Origin of the sequence: Bifidobacterium sp. ESL0690, assembly GCF_029392315.1 — a bacterium.
Classification (GTDB): domain Bacteria; phylum Actinomycetota; class Actinomycetes; order Actinomycetales; family Bifidobacteriaceae; genus Bifidobacterium.
Window position 1 is genome coordinate 294,881 of record NZ_CP113939.1, and the last position, 23,550, is coordinate 318,430.

Here is a 23,550-nt window from a genome sequence, read left to right on the forward strand (position 1 = left end):
TTGATGGCCCGCTTCGACAAATAAGCGAACATCATTTTTGTGAGGTTAAGGGCGATATGCTGAACAGACTGAAAATCCTTCTTGTTCACAATGAAAGATCCCATAAGTTTTTCGGCGTGTCGCCTTTTGGCAGAACCTTTTCAGTACAACCTTGTACTTATAGGGTTTGCGAGTATTTCTGAAAAGGTGTAATTTAACAATTAGAACCGATACAAGGTTGTATTAATTATCAATTAGTCGCCATGTGGTTAGTTATAAAATACAACGTTGTAGTTGAAAAAATATAAAGGAGCAACATGTCAAAAACATCATCCATTAATTCGGCCAGGTTGGTCGTTGACGATGATTTTGAGGTGGCGAAGGTCAATCAACGGTTGTTCGGTTCCTTTGTCGAGCATCTTGGACGTTGTGTGTACACGGGTATTTATGAGCCGGGGCACCCCACGGCCGATGCCGATGGGTTCCGGCAGGATGTCATCGATTTGGTGCATGAACTGGGGGCGACCACCATTCGCTATCCAGGTGGCAATTTCGTCTCCGGCTATCGCTGGGAGGATGGCGTAGGCCCGAAGGACCAGCGTCCACGTCGCCTCGATATGGCTTGGCATTCCACTGAAACCAACCAATTCGGCCTGCATGAGATGGCCAAGTGGCTTCAAAAGGTTGGTGGCAACGAGCTGATGGAAGCGGTGAACCTCGGTACCCGCGGTCTTGAAGACGCGATGGATCTGCTCGAGTACGCCAACATTCCCGGTGGTACGAAACTTTCCGAAGAACGCCGCGCCAATGGCGCCGACAAGCCGTTCGACATCCGTATGTGGTGCTTGGGCAACGAGATGGACGGGCCGTGGCAGCTTGGCCACAAGTCGGCCGAGGACTACGGCACGTTGGCCGCATCAGTGGCACGTGGCATGCGGCAGATGGACCCGGATCTCGAATTGGTGGTCTGTGGTTCCTCGGCGCACAATATGCCCACGTTCGGTGCGTGGGAAGAAACGGTGCTTTCCAAGGCTTATGACTTGGTCGATTTTGTTTCCTGCCATGCCTACTACCAGCCCCACGATGGTGATATGGTCAGCTTCTTGGCTTCCGGTGTCGATATGGATGGCTTCATCAAGGATGTCGCCGCCGCTATCGATGCCACCAAGGCAAGGCTCAAGAGCAAGCATGATGTGTTCATCTCCTTCGACGAATGGAACGTCTGGTATCAGGACGCCGAAGCGAGTAAGAACCCTGAAGGTATCGGCAATTGGCCGGTCGCCCCACATCTGCTTGAAGACATTTATTCGGTGGCGGACGCCGTGGTCTTCGGCGATCTGATGATTACCCTTTTGAAGAACGCGGATCGTGTGCACGCGGCGAGCTTGGCACAGCTGGTCAACGTTATTGCGCCGATCATGACCGAGCCCGGTGGGCCGGCTTGGCGGCAGACCACGTTCTATCCGTTCTCGATTACCGCAAAGTTTGCGAAGGGCGGCACAGTGCTGGAACCAAAGCTTGACTCCTCGCAGATCTCCACTCCGAAGTACGGCGACGTCGACGGTGTCAACGCGGTGGCGGTGCGCGGTGCGGACGGTTCGGTGTCGGTCTTCGCGGTCAACAGGTCTTTGGATACGCCGGCCGAGTTCGAAGTGAAGCTTCCGGATGAGGTGTGTGCCCAATCCGGTTTGAATGTCACGGCGCAGACCCTGCATGACGATGATATCAACGCCAAAAACACGCGGGAAGATCAGAATCGTGTGGCTCTGGAAGAAAACAAGACGGTTTCATTCAACGTTGATACCGAAACCGTGAAAGTCACATTGCCTGCAGTCTCCTGGACTGCAATCCATGTGAAATGATTAATTTTTTGCCGGGGATGTCGGTTTGTCCCCGGCAAATAAACCATAACTGAAAAAATATCTATCCTATCGAGATTCAAAGGAGAAAAAAGATGAGGAAGGCATACAAGATTGTAGCTGCCTTGGCAGCTGGAATCATGGCGCTTGGTATGGGTGCCTGTGGCGGCTCGAATGGGAGTTCCAAGGCAGCCGGAACCGACAAGAAGGCCAATGACAACGTACAATGCCAGAACAAGGTCAAAAAGACGGGAGTAGAGAAAGTAACCGTTTGGGCTTGGTATCCGGCAATCGAAAAGATCGTTGACAATTTCAACGAAACCCACAACGATGTTCAGGCTTGCTGGGTCAACGCGGGCCAGGGACTTCCTGAATACACCAAGTTCCAAAACGCCATTAAGGCCAAGAAAGGCGCTCCGGACATCATCCAGCTCGAGTACGAGGCAATGCCGCAGTTCGTATCGGGTGCGGAGAAGCATCTGGTCGATCTTGGTCAGTACGGGATGAATAAATACAAGTCCGATTACACCAAAGGTGCTTGGAACAGCGTGAGCATGGGCACGAGCAAGTCCGTTTATGGCGTTCCTGTCGACTTGGGCCCGTTCGTCATGTTCGTGCGTCAGGATGTTTTCGACAAGTACAATGTGAAGGTTCCGACCACCTGGGCCGAATTCGCTCAGGCCGGTCGTCAGCTCAAGGCCGCCGGATATGACGGTTACCTGAGTGATTGGGCCCCCAACGGCACCGGCGTGAACCCTGCGCTCTTCGCCCAGAAAAATGAGAGGATCTACAAGTATTCCGCTTCCAAGCCTGACAAGGTGAAGGTGGATCTCAACGGCAAGGGTGTCAAGGAAGTCATGGACTATTGGAAGGGCCTCGTCAAGGAAGGCCTTGTCGACACCACTGACGCGACGACCACCGATTGGAATACGAATATGATGGGTGGCAAGTATGCCGCCTACGTACAGGCTTCCTGGCAGACCGGCTACATCAAGGGACTGAGCAAGGGTGACAACGGTAAGTTCCGCATCTACAAGGCTCCTGTTTGGGACAGCAGCACTCCTATGGTCAATCAGGGCGGCTCCGCTTGGGCTGTGACCGATCAGGCCAAGGACACCGCAGCTGCTGCAAAGGTTGCCCGTGAACTCTTCGCTTCCGATGCCGCTCAGAAGATCGGCGTCACCGATGGCGGTCTCTTCCCCTCCTGGACCAAGGAACTGAACTCCGACTTCTTCAAGAATATGCAGGAGCCGTTCCTCGGCGGCCAGAAGCTCAACGACATCAACATTCCGACGGCTGAAGGCTGGAAGGGCTACGATTTCCTTCCGTTCCAGACCTACGCGTATGACGAGCAGATCAAGTCCTTCACCAAGATTGTCAAGGACGGTGCGGATACCTCATCCACGCTCAGCGCTTTGACCACCAAGTTGAATGATTATGCCAAGCAACAAGGTTTCACTATCGAGTAATCGATAAACGATAACAGGAGGGAACGCAGTGGTATGGTTCCCTCCTGCTGCTTGGGGAGGTTTATTCAATGAAAAAAACGACTAATAAGAAACAAGGCGCCTCAGCTTCGGCAGTGGAGAAGAAGAGGGCCCGTTGGGGATGGTTCTTCACCGCCCCCTTCGGTATTGTGTTCCTAATTTTCCTGGTTATCCCGCTGGCATACGCTTTCTATGTTTCTCTGTTCACTTACACGCAGGTACGTGGCAACGCCTTTACTGGTCTGGCCAATTACAAGCGCGTGATTACCGATCCGATTTTCATGCAGGGCATGGGAAGGGTCATTCTCTACACCATCGTCATGGTCCCTATTCAGCTTGGCCTGGCGCTTATTTTCGCGCTTCTTCTTGACTCGTTCAAGAACAAGTTCGCTTCGGTTTCCCGCCTGGTCATTTTCCTCCCTTATGCCATTCCTGGTGTTATCGGAGCATTGATGTGGGGCTTCATGTATTCGAAGAACATGGGTCCGTTCACCACGGTTTTCCAGCTTTTCGGTTTGGGAACGCCCGCTTTCCTCACTTCGAAGGGCATCTTTGGGGCGTTGGTCAACGTGGTCACATGGCAATGGACAGGCTATTACATGGTCATCCTTTACTCGGCCCTTCAATCCATTTCGCCTGATTTGTATGAATCCGCAAGGCTTGACGGAGCCAACGAGTTCAAGATTGCGACGAAGATCAAGATACCGATGGTATCGAGCTCTTTGGTCATGGTGACGATTTTCTCGCTTATCGGCACCTTGCAGTTCTATACCGAGCCGACGATTCTGCGTAACCAGGCGCCGACCGCGATACCTATTGAATATACACCTAATATGTACGCCCAAGCCTTGGCCTTCGACTATAACCAAACGAACTATTCGGCTACCGTCTCGTTCGCGCTTGGCCTTGTCGTCGTGATTTTCAGTGTGATATTCATGAAGCTGACCAAGAAGCAGTCTGGATTGGGGGATTGAGATGAGCACGAAGAACGGAAAACAATCCGCAAATTCAGAAACAATCAATCACATCAAGGGCAACCCGAGGATATTCACCTGCGTCGTGCTGGTGCTGGCCATACTCTATTTCCTGTTGCCCATCTGGTGGTTGATTGTGGCCTCCACAAAGACGAACTCAGGCTTGTTCTTTGGATCCCACGGTTCGTTGTGGTTTGACGACAAGTTCAACTTCTTCGAGAACATCAAGCAGCTGACCACTTATCAGGACGGTATCTACTGGCGTTGGATCGCCAACTCCTTCCTCTACGCTTTGGTCGGCGGCTTCGGCGCGACGGCCATTGCGGTGATGGCTGGTTACGGCTTCTCCAAGTTCAGGTTCCGCGGCAAGAACTTCTATTTCAACATCGTGCTGGGCGCGTTGATGATTCCGTCGACCGCTCTTGTCATCCCGACGTTCCTTTTGATGAGCAACATTGGCATGACCAACACGATTTGGGCCGTGCTGCTTCCTTCACTGCTCAACCCGATGGGCGTCTATCTGATGCGTATCTATTGTGCGCAATCGCTGCCGGACGAGATGATCGAGGCGGCCAGGGTAGATGGTGCCGGTGAGCTGAGAACGTTCTTCCAGGTGTCATTGCCGATTATGACGCCGGCAATCACCACGGTTTTCCTGCTTTCCGTGGTCGGTGCCTGGAACAACTTCTTCCTGCCGCAGGTAGTGTTGTCCAATCCGAAGCTCTTCCCGATCACAGTCGGTTTGACGCAGTGGCAGATGAAGTCCCAGGCCGGGGCAGCTTCCGAGCAGGTCTGGAATCTGGTTACTTCAGGTGCGTTCATTTCCATCATTCCGATGGTTCTGGCATTCCTCTTCCTGCAGCGTTACTGGGTCGGTGGACTCACCGCAGGGTCTGTGAAATCCTGATACTGCATTCACGAATTTAGACAATGGGTTTCTGCTTTTTCTTAAAGGTGGAAGCCCATTGTTATATAGGCGTGTCGGGGTAATATAAACGGATTAATGAATGTTTGATTTGGATATGGGAGCGGCGGGATTCTGGTTTAAATGTTGAGTGAATTATCTGCGTTATTGGTGTTTAAGGAGTAGTCGATGGGGTCGGGCGAGCATATAACCATCAAAGATGTTGCAAAATATGCTGGAGTATCGTTCAAAACTGTTTCCAATGTCCTTAACGATACCGGCAGTATGCGTCCTGAAACGCGCAGACGTGTGGAAGAGGCAATAAGGTCTCTGGGTTATACCGTCAATGTGTCCGCTCGTTCCTTGCGTAAAGGAGGGAGCAAGCTCATTGGCGTCGGTATTTTTGATTTCTCCCAGCCTTTCGGTCCGTATTTTGTCGATAAGGTCATCGAAGTCGCCCGTGAGTCCGGGTACGGGACGATTATCGATACCTATGGGTCGGGCGGCAAAGGATTGTCGCTGATTGTTAATGAACTTTCGCAGTTGGGGGCTGACGGGTGGATTCTCTTTGCTGATCAGCCCGTAGGCAAAGGTGGCAAATTGCTTCAGCAGCCGTTTCCGATTGTGCTTACCGGAGACTATCTTCCCTATGGCAACACTGATTGGGTGACGATGCCTAATACAGAAGCTCTGCGCTATGTGACGGGGCAATTGCTTGATTCCGGTTGTACTTCCATCGCGGTTGTGGGGGCCAAAGAAAAGCCGGAGACGCGCGATTACTATATGTCGGCCTTGCAAGGTACCCAGGATTTGCGCATCAAAGGATATATCGAGGCTTTCGAGGAGCGTGGTCTCAAAGTTGACTCGAATATGTTGATTCCGCGAGACTGGATGATTCGCGAAGGTGGTATGCATGCGGTTGATATCATGCTGGAACGGGATGTGCATCCTGATGCGATTGTTTGTCTGACCGACGCTGTGGCACTTGGTGTTCTTCATGGTTTGCAGGCTCATGGCATACGTGTGCCTGAAGATGTCCAAGTTGTAGGATTCGACAATGTCCCCGAATCGACTTATTCCACTCCTGCACTCACAACAATTGATACTTCCTTGGATGACTATGTTCGTACGGGGGTCAAAATGTTGATTGAACGTATCAATGGTTATGATGGGCCGGTTCGTAAACATGTAACACGTTTCAAACTGGTCAAACGCGATTCCACGCTGTTTTAGCGGCCTCTACAATAGGAAGCATGACCGGATATATTCCTACACTGGCACAGGCGGACGAGCTGCATCATAAGATCGCACCTTCGCAGGCCGCCTACGACCTTATTCACACGCATTGCGTCATTATCGCGACGATTACCCGCCAGCTGGTGCGTCGACAGAATGCGCTGTTCGTGCGGCGCTGCACCTTGCCCAAGGATGCGCCCGAGCTTACGGGGAAGTATGGAGATGCCGGTTCTTCCGTTAAAGGCGATACCCATGCCGACAGCGGTTTCCCTCAGGGTGTCACGCCTGCTGTGTTGGCGCAGAAACGTAATAATTTCAATGTGCTAGATGGTATCAACGCAACGGTTTCCCCGACCGACGGCGTGGTTGGCGGTATGGTGCCTCCGCGTCTGCTCGACGAAAACCTGGCGGTGGTGGGGGCGATGCTCCACGACATAGGCACGTACCTCGTCTTGAAGCACGACGGGTCGGACGGCGAAAAGTTGCAATTCGACGGACCGAACTATATCCTGCACGGTCTGCGCGGCTACGACTGGCTGCTTTCGCAGGGAGTGGATGAGTCTATTGCGCAATTTGCACGTAACCATACGGGAGTAGGGCTGACCCATGAGCAGGTCGTGGCGCAGGGATTGCCTCTGCCGCCGGCCGACTACGTGCCGATGAACCTGGAGCAGGAAGTGGTGATGGTGGCCGATAAATACAACAGCAAGTCCATCCCACCGCGGTTCCTCACGGCCGAGGCTTACGCTCGCAAGGCCCGCCGTTTCGGGGCAGACAACGAACGGCAGTGGCTCGATCTGGTCAAGAAATACGGCGTCCCCGATATCCCCGCGCTCGCCAAGAAGTTCGATATGAAACTGGACGAGTAGGCGGCATCGTTCGGCTCTTCCTTGTTCAGGTATCATCCGGTCGAGGGATTGTGAGTCGGCCAAGTGAGAAATAGGAATTTAAGCACAAAAACGGCAAGATTTTATGCTTAAATTCCTGCTGCAAGCTTTCGGCAGCATTGTAAGCGCAAAAATAGCCTTGAAATGTGCTTAAATTCCTAAGTATGGCTCGCGGACGTATCCTGGCAAGGCAGGTGTTCACAACGTCAGTCAGAACGAATAAATCTTATCGGCTTTGGCCTCGTAATCGGTTGCGCTGTTGTATTCGTCCGAATCCGTGGCGGTATCAGTTTCGGATTCGGCATCGCTGGCACCGCTGTCTGTCGAATTGTTTGCATCTGTATTCGCTGCAAAATCCGGAACCAGAACGATGACGCAGCGCTTCGGATCCTGGGCGTGCGCGATGCGTGAGAGCAAGTCGAGGATGGTTTTACGGTCGTCGGCATCGAGTCCGCCAACCGGGTCATCGGCGAGAATGACGGTCGCCTCGCAGCAGATGGCCCGTGCGATGGCCAGACGACGCTGATTCAACGGTTTGAGGTCCGACGCCTTCACGCCGGTGGCGGCTTCGTCAAAATCGACATGTTTCAGCACGTCGCGAGCGGCAACGGGTATCGGCTTCAGGAATGTGCGGCCGGAAGCGCGCATGGTGAAGGTCAGATTGGTCAGTGCGTCCAAGTCGTTGCGCAGGCTGTAACGCTGCGTGATCAGGCCGATGCGATGGCCGCGGATTTCGTTGGTTTCAAGCTCCAGAAGGCTCTGGCTTTTCACCATCACCTGACCGCTGTCGGGCCGATAGAAGCCTGAAGCCACAGCAAGCAGCGCGCGGCGTTGTTCGTCGTCGGCGCCGGTGATGGCGTATAGCGATCCGGCGAAGAATCCCCAGTCGATATTGTCCAGCACGTTGCGCCCGGATTTGCGATTGGTGAAGGTGACATGGTCGAGCGCGAAGGTCGGGTTCGGCTTCAGCAGGATGTCAGCTTCGGCGACGGTCTCCTTGTCGAGACGCGTCGAAACGGCGGTGGCTGGTTCGATAACGGGGGATTTCGCCTCATGGGCGCTTAGCTCGTCCTCTTCCTCTACCGCTAGTCCCAACGTTTCGTTGACGCGTTTCGCATTCGAGGCCGCTACATTGTCAGGGCTTGCTTTGTCGCCGGTCTCGTCGGTATCGCTGATATCGTCAATATCTTTGCTATCGGCGGTTTCCTCGGATTTCTCCGTTTTAGTACCGGCTTTATTCCCGGTTTTCGCCTTGGAAGCTTTCTTTGAATCTTTGGTGCCAGTGTTTTCAATAGATTCCTCAGATTTCTCGTCCGAATTTTCGGCTTTGTCGTCATCAGCCGAGCTATCATCAGCCAAACTGTCATATGGTACTTGACCGGAAGCCGCAAGACTGAGATCCAGGGCATCGTCGTCATCGTCGAAGACGACATCATACTTCACCGCCGAGGTGTCTTCCGTGTTTTCGCCCTTGTTGTCAAGGTTATCGGGCTCGTAGCTTTTGACTTGATCTTTCGAATCGGTGTTCTTGCTCATGCTTGAGCCTCCGTATCGTCTTCGGATGCGTTGTTATCTGTGGCTTTACCATTATCTGTGGCATCGGCATTATCGTCGTCATTCGTGTTTGTCGCCTTTTGCTCAGACACGTCTGCGAACAGGGATTGAGCCGCTTCGAGACCACCTCCGCGTTCGTCGAAGAGTCGCGGAATTCCAGCGAACAGAGGCCTGAAGAACGCGATGACGGCCAAAGCTACCACGATGGCGATGGAATACCACATCGGCATCCAGCAAGCGGATACGACCGGCGTGGCGATTCCTCCGGCAAGTGCCTTGCCCAATGGCCTGGCAGACAGCGCTCCGGCGATACCGCCGATAAGAAGTCCCGGAATGGTCGGTATCAACGTCTCCAAAGAGAACTGCCAGCCGACACGGGAACGCGTGACGCCGATGATCATATCCATCGAAATCTCATCGCTGCGTCGACGCAGCGCAAGCCCCAAGAGCAGCAGCAGAATGACCCCGCCGCCCGCGTAGAGACCGATACGCACTTTGGTCATGACGGAATTAAGCGAATCCAACGGCTTGAGCGAAGCGTTGTAACGCTCGAGCGTCGGCGAGCTGACCTCGTAGCCTTTCGGCAGCTTCATTGCCTTGGCCGCCTGCACGAAGGCGTTATATTGGTCGGTGCCTTGCAGTTTGAAACCGACGTCAAAACGTGGGTTCAGCCAGCCTTGGGGGCTGTCGCTCAGTAGTTTGTTTTTGGTGAGAACCATCGGTTCGGCATAAATCGCGTTGTTGCGGTTTTCCTTGGCCAGTTTGGCGTCGTTGCTGTGTCCGGCGGGGGCAGGATCGGTGTAAGTGTAAATGCCGCGCACTTTAAGCTGGTAGGTATCCGTAGTCATCGGATTGCCGAGCTTGAATGTGCTGCCCACCTTCAGGTTGTTCTTGCGGGCGAAGGCCTCGGAGACCAGTACGTTCTTGCCGTCCTTACCTTGGTAATCCAAGGATTTGCCTTGGGCTATCTTGTAGGCGCCCCAAGGGTTGATGTCGATGCCGTCTTTGTCGTAGTAGCTGTAGAGCGTGGTCTCGCCGCCGGTTTTCTTGCTGCTTTCGTCGCTTTTACCGGCGATGGCCTTGGTCGCCCCGGTTTGACGCATCGGCAGGGAGATGCCGATCGAGAATTGCGGCTGCTGTACGCCGATCTGTTGCAGCGACATGGCGTACGTGCCGTACTGATCGAAGGTCATATACTTTTTCACGCTTGAAACGTCATCGCCCTTGAGCGTTTTTTCGGTTGCGGCGTTCGGCCGGATGACGGCGATCGGTGACTGCACCTGGTAGGTCTCGCCATGTGCTTTGTCGCTTGCGCTGGACACCGCGGTGGCGAAGACGACACCGAATATCATGACTCCGGCGACAAGGAGCATCATGATGCTGCGCCATTTATGACGTATCACCGTAGACCAGGCATTGGTTAGCACGAACATCTGTTTCTCCTGCTGTCCAGGCCTGTAGTTTGCCTCGTTGAAAACTTTTCGTCGAGCGGACTACAGGCATCACATGTTTCCCGCCGTTTAGGCTTGCACCTTTTCGATGCTAGGCCGCAGCATAGGCAACAGATTCAAGTATATGTGCCCCAGCTGGAATGAGACGAACAAAACCTCAGGAAATGTTGAAAGTTTTCTGAGAATTTTCGTTTTTATCGTCAATATGAGGGAATTATTTGACGGTATCGTAGAATATGACGGTAAATTGCTCACATGGCAGGTAGAATTATCGATAATGAATATAAAATGGAAACAACGGATAGGTCATGCCGCATTGCCGATTTGCTCGGTTCTTGGCGTCTTGGCAGCATTCGGCATCGTTTTGGCGTGGTTCCCGAAGACGTGGGACGCCTGGAATCTGCCATTACAAGAGATTGATGCGCCGGCTCATTACTATTTCATTCGCAAGTTGCTGCGGCAGGGGGTTGGCGCCGCCACGAAGCTGTGGCCCAATGACGCCTACTACCCGCCGCTGTTCCATATCCTCGCGGCTGCGGTTATTTCCTTCTGCAATGTTATTCATGTCAAAATCAATATCTACGCGGCCTTCAATATCGTCTGGTTGGTGACTTCCGGACTTGTCTGGCCGGCCGGGGTGTCGCTCTGGGCCAGCTATTTCACGCGCAAGATCGATGGCAAATTCATTGAAGGATGGCGTGGCCTCGAATCCGCGGTGCATGTCGCTTTGAGCGAGCAGAAACGCAAGGCGAAATTAAACAGACGGCGGTCGCGTAACATGCCTTCGTCTGCGGGTGCCAAAGATGGATCCGCCAAGACCCAAGAAAAAAAGGAAGGGAATTGGGACGCGATCGTCGATTCCAATTCGCTGTTCTGGCGGCCCTTCTCGTGCGCGATGATGCTGATTGTGCCGTTGCTTTCGGTCGCTTCGGCCAGCCATCCCTTCCAGATGCTCGCTTCCGGTCCGCTGATTGCGTTCGGCCTGGCCACCAGTATTCTGCCGTTCTGGCTTTACGTCACGCTACGCCTTTTCGACGCGATTGCCGACCGTTACCAAATTCTGCGTTGGCTGATTCTGACGGTGTTGCTCGCGCTGCTCTGCGTTTTCGCGCACCCGCGCATCGCCTTCACCTGGTTGCTGCTGATGGCGCCGTTCATGCTCATGCGCCTGCCATGGAAAGCCATTCTCGGCGTGCTCGTGGCAGTGGTGGTCTGCGCCGTCGCCTTCTTCTTCTACATGACCGGGCACTATCATTCGTCCCGCTACGGCGACCCGTCCAGCTGGTTCCATACCTACAAGCCCAACCGCACCGTCCCGCAGGCGCTGCAAATATTCTTCAGTGATAATATCAGCGGTGCTTTCAGTGGGTTCATGAGCGTCGTCGTCATTGTCGCGTTGGTGGTTGCGGTTGCGGTGGTGTTCGGGTATGTGAAATCGAGACTGGTGATTATCAGGCTCGGCGGGCGCTCTGGTAATAAAGGTGGCAAAGCCGGCAAAGGTGGTAAAGACGCCAAAGCCGTTTCGGTAGAATCCACGGACTCTGTTGTGGTTTCGGACGATAGCCGTCTTGCGGATTCCGAAGTATCGGACGGTTCACAACCTCAGAGCGACGAAGGAAGCGCGTCGGCTTCGGTTGCTACTGACGCTACTGATACCACTGAGGCTTCGGTTGCGTCGGGTGTGGCAGGCACGTCGAACACGTCGGCCGCCTCCGCCGCTGGCTCCAAACGCGGTCATAATTCCGCTCATCGCGCTGCTCACCGTTCTGCGAAGAGGTCACGATTCGCCACGGCGACGCCTACGATGGCCCAGGACGCCATGTCTCTGCTGCTCGCGTTTGCGCTGGTATGCCTGGTCTATGTCTGCTCGACCTCGTTGACCGGCTGGTTCCCGAATATCGTGACAGCCGCTTGGTATCGCGCCGAGATCCGGCCGTTGACGATGATTCCATTCGCCATCATCCCGTTGCTGGTCTTTGCGGCCTGCGCGGTGGTCTATTCCTTCGATGGCGTCGACGAATCCTACGTCCGCTATTTGCAGCAGCGTGCCCACCTCGGCACCCCGCACAGCTCCGGACGGCATGCGATGGCGCCGAAGCATCCGGCGGGCAGCGCTATCGGCGACTGGTTCTCGCGTAACGGCGGCAAGGCCGTCTCGATCGTCGTCCTGGCCGCGCTCGCGGTTTCCTGCCAGTTTGGCAATGTGAACCGTCAGGATTTGGGAACGATGATTGCTTCCAACGTTGTGTTAGACGGCAAGCCGGAAAACGAGCAGCTTACCGTGGCAAAGGTTGACGTATTGCGGGAAACCGTCAAGATGGTAGGCAACGGCCCGGTGATTATTTCCGACCCGCTCAACGGCTCCATGTACGGTTCCGCTATGTTCGACGCCAATATGTTGTATCCGGTTTATAATCCCATGCACGAAAAGAACGGCGCGATCTTCGGGCAGACCGAGAACGCATTTGCCTCCGGTGACCCCGCGAAACTGACTGGGACCACTTGCCCGATCGAAGGCAATGTGCCGAAGTACTTCCTTTCGATGGGTCCGCAGGCGCCGAGCTTGCAGATGTTCTCGTTCCGCCAGCAGTACGACGTGTTCCACCGTCAGGACTTGATTGATGGCTATGTGCGCGCCGGCGTCCTGGTCAAGATTGCCGATTTCAGCTATTTGGGCCCGTACGCCAAGGACTGGGCGCTCTACAGCATCAAGTGCGGGCAGTAACGCGAGGCTTGCGCAATGTGTGGCAGGTAACGAGCCAGCTCGGGTTGCGCGGTTCAGGTTCACGGCTCTCTTATATACAATGAAGGTGTTTGATATTCGGTATATAAAAGGAGACGGCATTATGGCTACATCGGTGAGCAACGCGAAAGTGCTTATTATCGTACGCAACTGGGGTATTGAAGAGACGGAGATGACCCGGCCGCTGCGCGATTTACGGGCCGCGGGGGCTTCTGTGACGCTGGCTGCGGCGGAACTCGCGCCTATCGAGACGGTGCGGCACGACCGCTATGTCGGTGAAATCGTCGAGCCGGACACCGTCTATTCCGAGGTTTCCGCCGATGATTTCGACATGCTCGTCGTGCCTGGTGGCACCTGCAACGTCGATCGTCTGCGCGTCGATCCGGCCGCACAAAAGCTTGCCAAGGACTTTGCCGCCGAGGGCAAGCCGGTTGCTTCGATTTGCCATGGCGCATGGCTGTTGGTCAACTCCGACCTGCTCAAGGGCAAGACGCTGACCGCTTGCCGCTATATCGCCGCGGATATTGAGAACGCCGGCGGCAAGTACGTCGATGAGGAAGTCCATATCGACGACGCCAATGGGTTCAAGCTCATCACTTCCCGCAAGCCCGCCGATCTTGACGCGTTCGTCGGTGCCATCAAGGACGCGCTCGGGAAGTGATCGGTTCGTTTGCAGCACGCAATGCGAAACGTGGCTGATTGAGGTAAGAGTGCTGTGAAGACGTAGCACCGAAGCGTTTTAGGAGTGGTAATGGGCTTCAGTGCTGGCAAATCGTGATTCCCAAATACTGGAATGGCACTATTCCAGTGATATGGATCGGCTATCTCAACGGTTTCACAGCACGGAGGATTAATAATCAATGATTATTGATTCCGTACTGTACGATCAATCGGTTTTGGTGCTTTCGCTGATATAGCGGATCGATTTATGCGCATATGCTATCGGTCGATTTTGGTAAAAGGCATAGAAAACGGCTGTGAGGACGAATAGGCGCCATCACAGCCGTTATTTTTCTATTGGGGCTGATTTCAGCCGGTTGTTTTGTATCCTTTAGAAGAGCGAGCGAAGGATATCGGCGAACTCGATGATGAGGGCGACAAGCAACACTCCGAAGGCCATGGTCGCTCCGTTCGCCGTGCCTAGGGCGATGTTGGAGGTGGCGGCCTGGCCGGCGGCGAGGGTGGCGGCGGCGACCGAAGTGCCGACCGCACCCGCGAACTGCTGGGCGGTGTTGAAGATGGCGTTGCCCATGCTCTGCTCGTGCGCATTCAGGTGCGAGAGGCCGGTGGTCATGATGTTGCCGGAACTCAGACCGATGCCGAACATGTAGAGCACATAGATGGCTGCTGCCGCACCGCTCGAGAGATGATGACCGAAACCGAAGAAGCAGGTCATGGCGATGACGGCGCAAAGACCTCCGAGAATGAGCGGGGGCTTCGGGCCGACGGCATCATAGACGCGTCCGCCGAGCAGTGCGAGGACGGCGCCGAGCGCAGCCCCCGGCAATACGGTCAGCCCCGCGACGAGCGCAGAACGGTGATCGGTGAGCTGCAGATAATTCGGCAGTACGAACGACAACGCCAGCGAAATGGCCTGCAACAGGAAGAACGCAATAACGAAACCCGAGAAGCGCAGATTCTTCAATGTGCGGATGTCGATAATCGGGGATTCGATCTTGAGCTGACGCATGCAGAAGATGACGAGAGCGATGATGCCGACGACGATGGTTCCGCCGACCTGGATGCTCAGGATCGGCTTGGTGGTCATGGAGCTGAAGCCGAAAATGAGGCCGGCGAAGGTGATGGCAATGAGGGCGATACTCAGGATGTCGAAGTTGACGTTGCGGATCTTGCTCTTCTGCTCGATGCAGGCGATGCCGAGCCCTAGCGAAATGAGGACGACCGGCAGCAGGCAGGCGAAGATGACGCGCCAGCTGGTGTTAGAGACGACGATGCCGCCGAAGGTCGGGCCGATGGCGGGAGCGACCGCGGTGAGCAATGTGCCGAAGCCCATCATCAGGCCGATGCGCTGCGGTGGTACGGTTTCGAGAATGATGTTGAACATCAGAGGCAGCGCGATGCCTGCGCCGATGCCCTGGATGACGCGACCGGTGACCAACAGCGGGAAGTTCGGCGTGACGATTTCAAGAATCAAGCCGGCCAGGAACGAAAGGTTTGCCACGATAAAGAGCGACTTGGTGCGGAAACGGGCCTTGAGCATCGCGCTCAGCGGCACGACGATGGCGATGGTGAGCAGGTTGGCCGTCGTCACCCACTGCACGGTTTCGGTGTTGATGCCGAACTCTTTCATCAGCGTCGGGAAGGTGACGTTCATGGCGGTTTCGACGGTCACGCCGCTCAGCGAGAGCAGGCCGGCCGCGATAATGGCGCCGAATACTTTGCCCGGGATTTTCGCCGGCTGCGGTTGCGATTGCGTGGCAGCCGTCGGTTGTGTTGTTTGCGAGGTCATTACTTGTTTTGATCCTTTAATTATTGTGTTTACAGCTTGTTGATGTTAATTTCAGTCTTAGGCGGTGTTTGGCTATATATGCAGCCGTCTCAGCGTTTCAACGTATCTTTTGGCCCGTTTCCGAGTAGCGCCGAAAGTTTAGAAAGGATAATCGAAGTTTTGATTATCGGCGCTGCCGTTAGCGATACGCATTTTGATTATCGCGGCGGTTGCTGCTCGATGCCGGGATCATCATCGTGATCGCGACCGAAGAACGCCAGCATCTCTTTGAATTCGATGATTTGCGCGGGGGAGAAGCGACGCTCGAACTCACGTTGCTCGTTGTCGATATAACCGTGAATGGCTTCGACGCTCTGCTTGGCACGCGAGGTGAGTTTCACCTTCTTGCACCGTGCGTCATCCGCTGCCTGTTCGCGGGTGAGCAAACCGCGGGCTTCCATGCGTTGCAGAGTGACGGTGACGGTGGAGCGCTGAATGTGGAATTCCTCTTCAATCGCGTGCTGGGCCACTTCGCCGCCTGGCTGTGAGCTCATAAAGTTGATGACGGACATCTGCACTTCGGTGAGCCCGTAGCGTGCCGCGAACCGCCCGAGCTGTTGCGACATCGCGCTCGAGGACTGCTGCAGCAGGCGCCCGTAGTTCTCCGGCCGCCCGTCCGGCGTATCGGTCATATTCTTCTTGCCCTCTCGACAGTCGAGCCGATGAAATCGACCCGACAAAATTAATTCGTTAGCTAACTAACAAATAATATCGCAGGTACGGACATTCGTTTCGGATTGACGGGTCTTGGTCTGATTTTCGTATTGCGTCAAATAGGAATTTAAGCATGTTTTCCGCTCGAAAATGTGCTTAAATTCCTTCATCGTGGTTCAGATTAAGCACCTCACCGTTTCTGATTGAGATACGTGCTGTTTCTGGGTTTGTCAGTTCTTCAACCACTTATCGCCACGGGCGCGCAGGCCGTTGAAAATCGAGCGGCCGCCGATGAAGATGACGTTGAAGACGGCCCAAAGCAGGATCATACGGACGGTGGAGCTGGGGTTGTAAGCGCCGTCGATGAAGTTGAGCGCGAGGACGAGCGGTAGGTAGACGATGGTGACGATCGAGCAGGTGACGGCGAGGTATTTGTAGTCGCCGGCACCGATGAGGATGCCGTCGAGCGCCCACATCCAACCCGCGAGCGGCATGAAAACGGCTGCAACAATCATGCCGACGGTGGTGAGGTGTTGGATATTTGTATTCGTGCTGAATAGAGGCGCGGCGACAAAGCTTACGGCGATGAGCGCAACCCCGATGCCGATGCCGCCGTACAGTCCCGCACGTGCCGAGATTCGAGTCATCTCGCGTGCGCGGCCGTAACGTTTCGCGCCGATTTCGGTGGCGACCAACGCCTGACCGGAGATGCCGATGGCATCGAGGATGTTCAGTACGAAATTCCAGCTGGAATTGACGGCCTGATAGGCGGCAAGCACCTGCGTGCCCATGTGTGTGGCGAGCACGACGGTGGCCACTAGGCAGATACGCAGGGCGAGCGTGCGGATGAAGAGCGGCAGTCCGTCGGCGGCGGTAGCGGTGATGCCGGAAATTCGAGGCGCCAGCGATGCGCCGGCATCGTGCGACCACTTCAACGACGGAATGACCAAGTAAATGCCCATGAACCATTGTGCGATCAGCGTGGCAAGCCCGGAGCCCATGATGCCCATGCCGAGTCCGAAAACGAACAGGAAGTCAAGTGCGGTATTGAGTGCCGCGCCCAGGACGGCGGCGACAAGCGTGATGCGCACTTTCTTGAGCCCGCGGAAAATGCCGTTGGCCGCGTAGACCAGCAGCATCCCCGGAAGTCCGAAAATAACGGCCTGTAGATAAATCGTTGCGTTGTCCAGCACCTCGCCGCGCGCTCCCATCAGCGAGCACAGCGGCCGTGCTCCAACGAAGAACGCCGCAGAAATGACAACCCCAATAATCAACGCCAACCAAAGCCCGTCGACCCCGGTCTCGAGCCCTTCGCGTTTGCGCCCGGCGCCCATAAGCTGACCGACGCGAGAGGTCGTGCCGTAGGCCAGGAAATTGCAGAGCCCGGCGACGGTGAGCAAAACGGTGGAACCAATGGAAAGCCCGGCCAGCGCGGTGTCGCCGATGTGCCCGACGATGGCTGTGTCGATTAAAACGAAGAGCGGGTCGGCGATGAGCTGGCCAAACGTGGGAATCGCCAGCGCGAGGATCTGCCGGTTGATGCGCTTGCGCTCGGCATGGTCATAGGTCTGTGCGACGTTTGAGGATGGTGTGCCGTTTGCGGATGGTACGGTATCTGCGGATTGCTTGGGGTCTTCAAAGTGCCTGGTATTCCCGGATTGTCCGCTCTTTTTGGATTGTGCGTGAGCTTTCGTATTGCCGGCTTTTCGGCTCTCAGCGCGATTGTCGGCTTGGTCGCCGATTCGCTTGTCGTTCGTCGTCTCGTCCGCGGTTTGGCGGGTCTGGTCATTCTGGTTTGTCGCTGGCGTTTTGGTCACTATCTTAAATTCTCTGGATTCTCGGGTTTTCGGGCGTTGCGCTTGCCATTGTAACGGCGTCTCTGATGGAGCACCAGTATAAATCTGTTCTTTGCGTCACTAGGTCAAAATTGTGCGATTGGAGGCTGGAATATCTGGTGTATAACCGCGATCCGGCTTATGAAGATAGTCGTTTCGTGCCGTTTCGGGACAAAAAAAGAAGGGCCATGCAACGGCAGACGTTGCACAGCCCTTCTCTCTCGGATTATTGAGTTTTGGCGCTTATTGGCAGCTCCTTTATTCGTTGGTACCTGTTGCGAGCCGACTGTGCTGTTGGCCTGCGATTGTGGCCGAAGCCAAAAGCGCAGGTAACAAGCGCAGGTCGGCAGGATGGGTGGCCAGCCGAAATATATTTCACCGCGCGCAATGGCGTGATGATTTTCGGTATGGCCTTTGACTGGGTGTCGCACTTGTGGTCGACGGGGAGCGGGACTTTGAAATCTGATGTTGCCGCGGTTTATCCTTCGCCTGTGTCTCTGGCGTAGATGGATCCCGGCGCCGTCGGCATCGTCGTTGCCGCGGCGGTGCCGAGCGCAGTTTTCGTGTCCTTGCGCATCCTCATTCCCCTTCATTTTGGAGTAAGTAAGAAATGCGGCAATAAATATACAGATGCCGTATTTGTCCCCCAAAACAACGACAATAATTCGCACATTGGACGGACAAATAAAGGATTTAACCGTCGGTAAACACCGTTTCACCCGTGATTTTCGACCGCTTAGCCTAAAATGCCGAATCTTGACGCAGAAAACCGAAATTCGGTATATCGATGCTCGATTGGGTTTTCGGACGAGGGCTGGAAAGATCCTCGTTGAGGAAGTATTTTATTTCGCCGATTTTTGAGCCCGACGTTAAATGAATGCCCGTCCTTTTTGTCGGCGTTATGAACGATTGCTGCCATGCGTTCGATGTAGATAGCTTGGCTGAGGGTATTTGTTTTGCAATTGATTTTGCATCGCAAAGATGTCAAACATTTTCGCCATAGGCGAACTGAAGTGGGAAACTCTATTTCAGGTATGTAATACCTTCATGCGCCTCGATGGTAGGTACTGCGGTGAGACCGTGTTGTTCGATATTTGGCTTGTTGCTCGCATAGTCCCAGCTCAAGGTTGCCCAACTGATTTGTCTAGCGTCGATGAAAGCGGCGTCTGCGCTTTTGGGCACCGATAATGATGGTTGTCGTGGCATCGGCGTGTATTTGGAATAGTTCAGCGCAATGTGTTATGAGTAATATAAGGACACCATAGAATTCCGCAAACGAATAAGTAAGGAGCGGTTATGGCGACTGGTAAGAAACTTGTCATCGTGGAGTCTCCGACCAAGGCGAAGAAGATTGGTGGCTACCTCGGCAAGGACTACACGGTCATGGCCTCCGTCGGCCATATCCGCGATTTGGCACAGCCCAGTCAGGTTCCCGCTTCCAAAAAGGCGAAGTTCGGGCGCTTCGGCGTGGACGTCGACGACGGTTTCGAACCGTACTATATTGTCGGCCCCGAAAAGAAGAAAACCGTCACACAACTTAAAAACGCGCTGAAGGATGCCAGCGAACTTTATCTCGCGACTGATGAGGATCGCGAAGGCGAGGCCATTGCCTGGCACTTGGTGCAGACGCTCAAGCCCAAGGTGCCGGTGCACCGCATGGTCTTCCACGAGATCACCCCGTCCGCCATCAAGGCCGCTGTGGGCAAGACACGTGATGTGGACTCCAACATGGTTGACGCGCAAGAGACGCGACGTGTGCTTGACCGGCTTTACGGATATGAACTATCGCCGGTGCTGTGGCGCAAGGTCGGCCCGGGACTTTCCGCGGGTCGCGTGCAGTCTGTCGCGACGCGTCTGATCGTCGAGCGCGAACGGGAACGCATGGCCTTCGTGCGCTCGCCGTATTGGGACGTGATTGCCGAGCTTTCCGCGCCTGACGCGCAGGGCGAGAACGTCGATTTCGAATCCCGTATGGTCTCGCTGGGCGGTTCGCGTCTGGCCAATTCCCGCGATTTCACTTCTACCGGCGCCCTGACCGCCGCCGCGCAGAAAGACAACGTCTGCCAGCTTGACGAGGCGCAGACCAAGGCGATTGCCGAGTCCTTGGAGCACGCACCATTCACCGTGGTGTCGATGGAATCCAAGCCGTACCACCGCCGTCCGGTGCCGCCGTTCACCACCTCAACCATGCAGCAGGCTGCCGGCAACCGCCTTTCGATGAGCTCGCGCCAGACCATGCGTGCCGCGCAGGGCCTTTATGAAAATGGCTTCATCACTTATATGCGTACCGATTCCGTCACGCTTTCGCAGGAGGCCATTGCCGCTGCCCGCGAGTCCGTGACGAAGAACTTTGGCAAGGAATATCTTTCCGACAAGCCCAAGCAGTACGCTACGAAAACCGCCGGCGCGCAGGAAGCGCACGAATGCATCCGTCCTGCCGGATCGAAATTCCATGATCCGGCCGAACTGGCTTCTAAGGTGCCGCCGGATCAGCTGAAGCTTTACACTTTGATTTGGCAGCGCACGCTGGCTTCACAGATGGCCGATGCCACCGGCTTCACGGCAACCGTGCGGCTTTCCGCACCTGCCGGTGATAAAGGCGAGGCTATTTTCCAAGCTTCCGGCACCGTCATTGAATTCCCGGGATTCCTCAAGGCCTCCGGTTGGCCGCGGCACTCCTCGGGGTCTGCGTCCGGTTCGTCTGCCGCCGAGACGAAGGATGGCAAGGCTTCAATGAAGTCCTCCAAGTCTGAGGAGAACGCGGCTTTGCCGCCAATGAAAACCGGCGAAGTGCTCAACGCCACGTCGGTTACCGCCGACGGCCACGAGACACAGCCTCCTGCCCGTTATACCGAGGCGTCGCTGGTCAAGACGCTCGAGGCCAAGGAAATCGGTCGTCCGTCGACCTACGCCAGCATCATTTCGACGATTATCGACCGCGGTTATGTCTACGAACGCGGCCGTGCCCTGATTCCTTCCTGGCTCGCCTTCGCTGTGACCAAACTGCTCGAAACGAACTTCCCGAAGTATGTGGACTATCAGTTCACCGCCGATATGGAAAACGGGCTCGACAAGATTGCGCAGGGCAAGGAAACCAGCAAGGAATGGCTCACCCGCTTCTACTTCGGCGACGGCAAGGACGCGGCGAAATCGCAGGACGAGGCGCACGAAGGCCTGCAACAGCAGGTCGCCCAGCTTGGCGATATCGACGCCCGAGCCATCAACACCATCGAAATCGGTGACGGGCTGCAGGTGCGCGTCGGTCGCTACGGCCCCTATCTTGAGGACACGAAGAACCTGGATGCCGAAGGCAATCCCAAGCGTGCCTCGATTCCCGAGACGATGGCTCCCGACGAGCTGACCGTCGAAGCCGGTCACGAGCTCATCAAGAACAACGCTGGCGGGCCGCGTGTACTGGGTAAAGACCCGGCGACCGGCGGTACCGTAGAAGTTCGCAGTGGGCGGTTTGGACCCTATGTTGCGCTGATCTCGCCGGAGGCCGAGGCCGAGATGAAGGCCGAACGCGAAGCCAAGGCCGCTGCGGCGAAGGCTGCCGAAACTGCGGATAATAGCAAAGACGGCAAGGCGACTAAGACCAAGGCCCGTGCGAAGAAGGCTGCCAAATCCGTGGCTCCCAAGCCCAAGATGGCGTCGCTTTTCAAGACGATGAGCCCAGACACGATTACGCTCGACGATGCGCTGAGGCTTTTGAGCCTGCCGCGTGAAGTTGGCAAATACGATGAAACCGATGCGAAGACTGGCGAAACCAGCGAAGCCGTCGTCACCGCAAGCAACGGTCGCTATGGTCCTTACCTCACCAAGAAGAGCGCGGATGGCAAGTCTGAGACGCGCTCGCTGGGCAGTGAAGAGGAAATTTTCATCGTCGATCTCGACAAGGCCAAGGCCCTGTTCGCCCAGCCAAAATATGGCCGCGGGCGCGGTAGGGGAGCGGCAAAACCGCCGCTGCGCGATTTGGGTGCCGATCCTGAGAATGGCAAGAACGTGACCATCAAGGATGGTTTCTACGGCGCCTACATCACCGACGGCGAGACCAATCGTACTCTGCCCAAGCAGTACACTCCGGAGTCCATCGATCCGGCCACAGCGTTCCAGCTGCTCGCCGAGAAGCGCGCCGCCGGTCCCTCGAAGCGTCGCGGTCGTCGCAAGACGACCACCCGCAAGTCCGCCGCGCGCAAGTCGACGAAGTCCACGGCCCGCAAGACCACGACGCGCAAGGCAGCTGCAAAGAAGACCGCAACTCGTAAGACGACTGCCAAGAAGTAGGCGACATGGCCGGACGGAAGCATTGAAGGTTTTGCGCCTTGCGATGGAGCGGTATCGGGGATAGAACAGCAATTCCGCGCTGATTTCTACGTTGAAAGCGTTGAACTGCAACATGGTGATAGCGAGTTACTGACTATCGGGAATTGATGAGGAATATCATGAGTGAATCAATGAACCTTGCCGATTGTGAAAAGGCCTACCGTGGCACGAATGCGAGTGCGGAAAGGGATTGTGCGCCTCTTCCCGATAAGGTCTTGAAACCTCAAACGTTCAAACAATATACCAGTTGGATAGGCGTTGCCTGCCTTGCCGTGGCGTTCGTATATTTCGCATGGATGGCGTGGAACGGTTTGCATGAAATGAAGACTACCGGGTGCACGGTTGCTGCCGTGGACCAGTTCCGAGTGTTCTGCGGTATGGCAGGTTGGCTTTATGCTTGGCTGCAGGCGGTTGTTTGCGTGCTTGCCGCCGTCGGCATGGCATCGATGATACTGTTGAAGCCAGGGCAGCGTATGTACCCTTCCAACGATATTGCGAAGCTGTATCAGGTCAATGGAGTGTATTGGTATGGCGGAGACTTCAGTGATCCAGAGACCGATCCTGCCGCTGTGGCCAAATTGCGGAGAGCCAATGATGGGGATCTTTCCCAGCTTTCTGCGGTTTCCGTCCAACGAAGGCACCTGCCGCTTTCCACTTTTGTATCCATTCGTAGGAAAGAGGGCTCTGATTTCGTTTTTCGCTTGGCGACCATAGACATCACCGCCGAAGGCATGACGTTAACGCTTGGCGTATGCCCGAAATTCCCGTTGGTTCAAGGGCGATGCCACAAGTTGGATCACAGTCTGTTTTTGTAGTGGTCCTGATGCCTGATAACAGGCGTTCAAGATTATTGGTCTGTTGTCTTGAAAAGAGCCGGATAAGCTGAACTTGCGTTCTGACATGGTTCGGGCGGTGCGAGAATCAGCCGGCTTTAAAGGCAACGAATGCCATATGCACAGAGTCACTGGAAATCTTCCGCGCAAGAGTATAGCCGGGAAATAGGTGGGTAAACAGGAAAACTCTTGAATCTTGTAACATAAATAACATAAAAGAGTAAAATCTGCTAAAGCGGAGCACATACGACTTCGAAGAGTTGAGGTTGCTTGGAGTTGCAAGTCGGTGATTGCCTGCCGTTTATTACCTAAACCGATGAGG

Annotated in this window: 15 protein-coding genes; 10 read left to right on the forward strand and 5 right to left on the reverse strand. The window is 55.1% G+C overall.

The genetic code is table 11. The features are described 5' to 3' along the window. The first annotated feature begins 296 nt into the window (after positions 1-296). From OZX62_RS01055 to OZX62_RS01080, 6 genes are all read left to right on the forward strand, one after another. Entirely contained in the window at positions 297-1,841 is a 1,545-nt protein-coding gene (locus OZX62_RS01055) for an alpha-L-arabinofuranosidase C-terminal domain-containing protein (protein WP_277176205.1), read from the forward strand. Between the two features lie 92 nt (positions 1,842-1,933). Beyond that, entirely contained in the window at positions 1,934-3,307 is a 1,374-nt protein-coding gene (locus tag OZX62_RS01060) for an extracellular solute-binding protein (protein ID WP_277176206.1), read from the forward strand. A 68-nt stretch (positions 3,308-3,375) separates the two neighbouring features. Continuing rightward, positions 3,376-4,299, forward strand: coding sequence for a sugar ABC transporter permease (locus OZX62_RS01065; protein ID WP_277176207.1), 924 nt, complete (start codon positions 3,376-3,378; stop codon positions 4,297-4,299). A 1-nt stretch (position 4,300) separates the two neighbouring features. Further along, a complete protein-coding gene (locus tag OZX62_RS01070; protein ID WP_277176208.1) occupies positions 4,301-5,206 on the forward strand; it encodes a carbohydrate ABC transporter permease in 906 nt (301 codons plus the stop codon). Positions 5,207-5,392: 186 nt separating this feature from the next. After that, on the forward strand, positions 5,393-6,436 hold the full coding sequence (locus OZX62_RS01075) for a LacI family DNA-binding transcriptional regulator (protein ID WP_277176209.1): 1,044 nt from the start codon (positions 5,393-5,395) through the stop codon (positions 6,434-6,436). 20 nt (positions 6,437-6,456) lie between these two features. Beyond that, on the forward strand, positions 6,457-7,308 hold the full coding sequence (locus OZX62_RS01080) for an HD domain-containing protein (RefSeq protein ID WP_277176210.1): 852 nt from the start codon (positions 6,457-6,459) through the stop codon (positions 7,306-7,308). Positions 7,309-7,536: 228 nt separating this feature from the next. Here OZX62_RS01080 and OZX62_RS01085 read toward each other — a convergent pair whose 3' ends face one another. Continuing rightward, positions 7,537-8,862: an ATP-binding cassette domain-containing protein gene (locus OZX62_RS01085; protein ID WP_277176212.1), complete on the reverse strand. Its 1,326-nt coding sequence runs from the start codon at positions 8,860-8,862 to the stop codon at positions 7,537-7,539. Continuing rightward, positions 8,859-10,313, reverse strand: coding sequence for an ABC transporter permease (locus OZX62_RS01090; protein WP_277176213.1), 1,455 nt, complete (start codon positions 10,311-10,313; stop codon positions 8,859-8,861). The genes OZX62_RS01085 and OZX62_RS01090 overlap by 4 nt, the downstream gene beginning before the upstream one ends. Positions 10,314-10,608: 295 nt before the next feature. Between OZX62_RS01090 and OZX62_RS01095 the strand changes: the two genes are divergently transcribed. Together OZX62_RS01095 and OZX62_RS01100 are read left to right on the forward strand one after the other, a co-directional pair. Continuing rightward, entirely contained in the window at positions 10,609-13,056 is a 2,448-nt protein-coding gene (locus tag OZX62_RS01095; protein WP_277176214.1) for a DUF6541 family protein, read from the forward strand. 121 nt (positions 13,057-13,177) lie between these two features. Next, positions 13,178-13,735 (forward strand): type 1 glutamine amidotransferase domain-containing protein, encoded by a 558-nt coding sequence (locus OZX62_RS01100; RefSeq protein ID WP_277176215.1) that lies wholly within the window; start codon positions 13,178-13,180, stop codon positions 13,733-13,735. Between the two features lie 390 nt (positions 13,736-14,125). Here the strand turns inward: OZX62_RS01100 and OZX62_RS01105 are convergent, their stop codons facing one another. From OZX62_RS01105 to OZX62_RS01115, 3 genes are all read right to left on the reverse strand, one after another. Beyond that, positions 14,126-15,544, reverse strand: a complete 1,419-nt coding sequence (locus OZX62_RS01105) for an MFS transporter (RefSeq protein ID WP_277176216.1) — start codon at positions 15,542-15,544, stop codon at positions 14,126-14,128. Positions 15,545-15,741: 197 nt separating this feature from the next. Beyond that, positions 15,742-16,215 (reverse strand): MarR family winged helix-turn-helix transcriptional regulator, encoded by a 474-nt coding sequence (locus OZX62_RS01110; RefSeq protein ID WP_277176217.1) that lies wholly within the window; start codon positions 16,213-16,215, stop codon positions 15,742-15,744. A 252-nt stretch (positions 16,216-16,467) separates the two neighbouring features. Further along, entirely contained in the window at positions 16,468-17,778 is a 1,311-nt protein-coding gene (locus OZX62_RS01115; protein ID WP_277176984.1) for an MATE family efflux transporter, read from the reverse strand. A gap of 1,590 nt (positions 17,779-19,368) precedes the next feature. Here OZX62_RS01115 and topA point away from each other — a divergent pair. Both topA and OZX62_RS01125 read left to right on the forward strand, forming a co-directional pair. Then, positions 19,369-22,356 carry a type I DNA topoisomerase gene (gene topA / locus OZX62_RS01120; RefSeq protein ID WP_277176218.1) on the forward strand — a complete coding sequence of 996 codons (2,988 nt, stop codon included), beginning with the start codon at positions 19,369-19,371 and terminating at the stop codon, positions 22,354-22,356. A gap of 158 nt (positions 22,357-22,514) precedes the next feature. Beyond that, positions 22,515-23,210 (forward strand): hypothetical protein, encoded by a 696-nt coding sequence (locus OZX62_RS01125; protein ID WP_277176219.1) that lies wholly within the window; start codon positions 22,515-22,517, stop codon positions 23,208-23,210. Positions 23,211-23,550 lie beyond the last annotated feature (340 nt).

Coding starts and splice junctions, on each gene's coding strand:
- OZX62_RS01055 (WP_277176205.1), top strand. CDS start 297: ATGTCAAAAACATCATCCATTAATTCGGCCAGGTTGGTCGTTGACGAT.
- OZX62_RS01060 (WP_277176206.1), top strand. CDS start 1,934: ATGAGGAAGGCATACAAGATTGTAGCTGCCTTGGCAGCTGGAATCATG.
- OZX62_RS01065 (WP_277176207.1), top strand. CDS start 3,376: ATGAAAAAAACGACTAATAAGAAACAAGGCGCCTCAGCTTCGGCAGTG.
- OZX62_RS01070 (WP_277176208.1), top strand. CDS start 4,301: ATGAGCACGAAGAACGGAAAACAATCCGCAAATTCAGAAACAATCAAT.
- OZX62_RS01075 (WP_277176209.1), top strand. CDS start 5,393: ATGGGGTCGGGCGAGCATATAACCATCAAAGATGTTGCAAAATATGCT.
- OZX62_RS01080 (WP_277176210.1), top strand. CDS start 6,457: ATGACCGGATATATTCCTACACTGGCACAGGCGGACGAGCTGCATCAT.
- OZX62_RS01085 (WP_277176212.1), bottom strand. CDS start 8,862: ATGAGCAAGAACACCGATTCGAAAGATCAAGTCAAAAGCTACGAGCCC.
- OZX62_RS01090 (WP_277176213.1), bottom strand. CDS start 10,313: ATGTTCGTGCTAACCAATGCCTGGTCTACGGTGATACGTCATAAATGG.
- OZX62_RS01095 (WP_277176214.1), top strand. CDS start 10,609: ATGAATATAAAATGGAAACAACGGATAGGTCATGCCGCATTGCCGATT.
- OZX62_RS01100 (WP_277176215.1), top strand. CDS start 13,178: ATGGCTACATCGGTGAGCAACGCGAAAGTGCTTATTATCGTACGCAAC.
- OZX62_RS01105 (WP_277176216.1), bottom strand. CDS start 15,544: ATGACCTCGCAAACAACACAACCGACGGCTGCCACGCAATCGCAACCG.
- OZX62_RS01110 (WP_277176217.1), bottom strand. CDS start 16,215: ATGACCGATACGCCGGACGGGCGGCCGGAGAACTACGGGCGCCTGCTG.
- topA (WP_277176218.1), top strand. CDS start 19,369: ATGGCGACTGGTAAGAAACTTGTCATCGTGGAGTCTCCGACCAAGGCG.
- OZX62_RS01125 (WP_277176219.1), top strand. CDS start 22,515: ATGAGTGAATCAATGAACCTTGCCGATTGTGAAAAGGCCTACCGTGGC.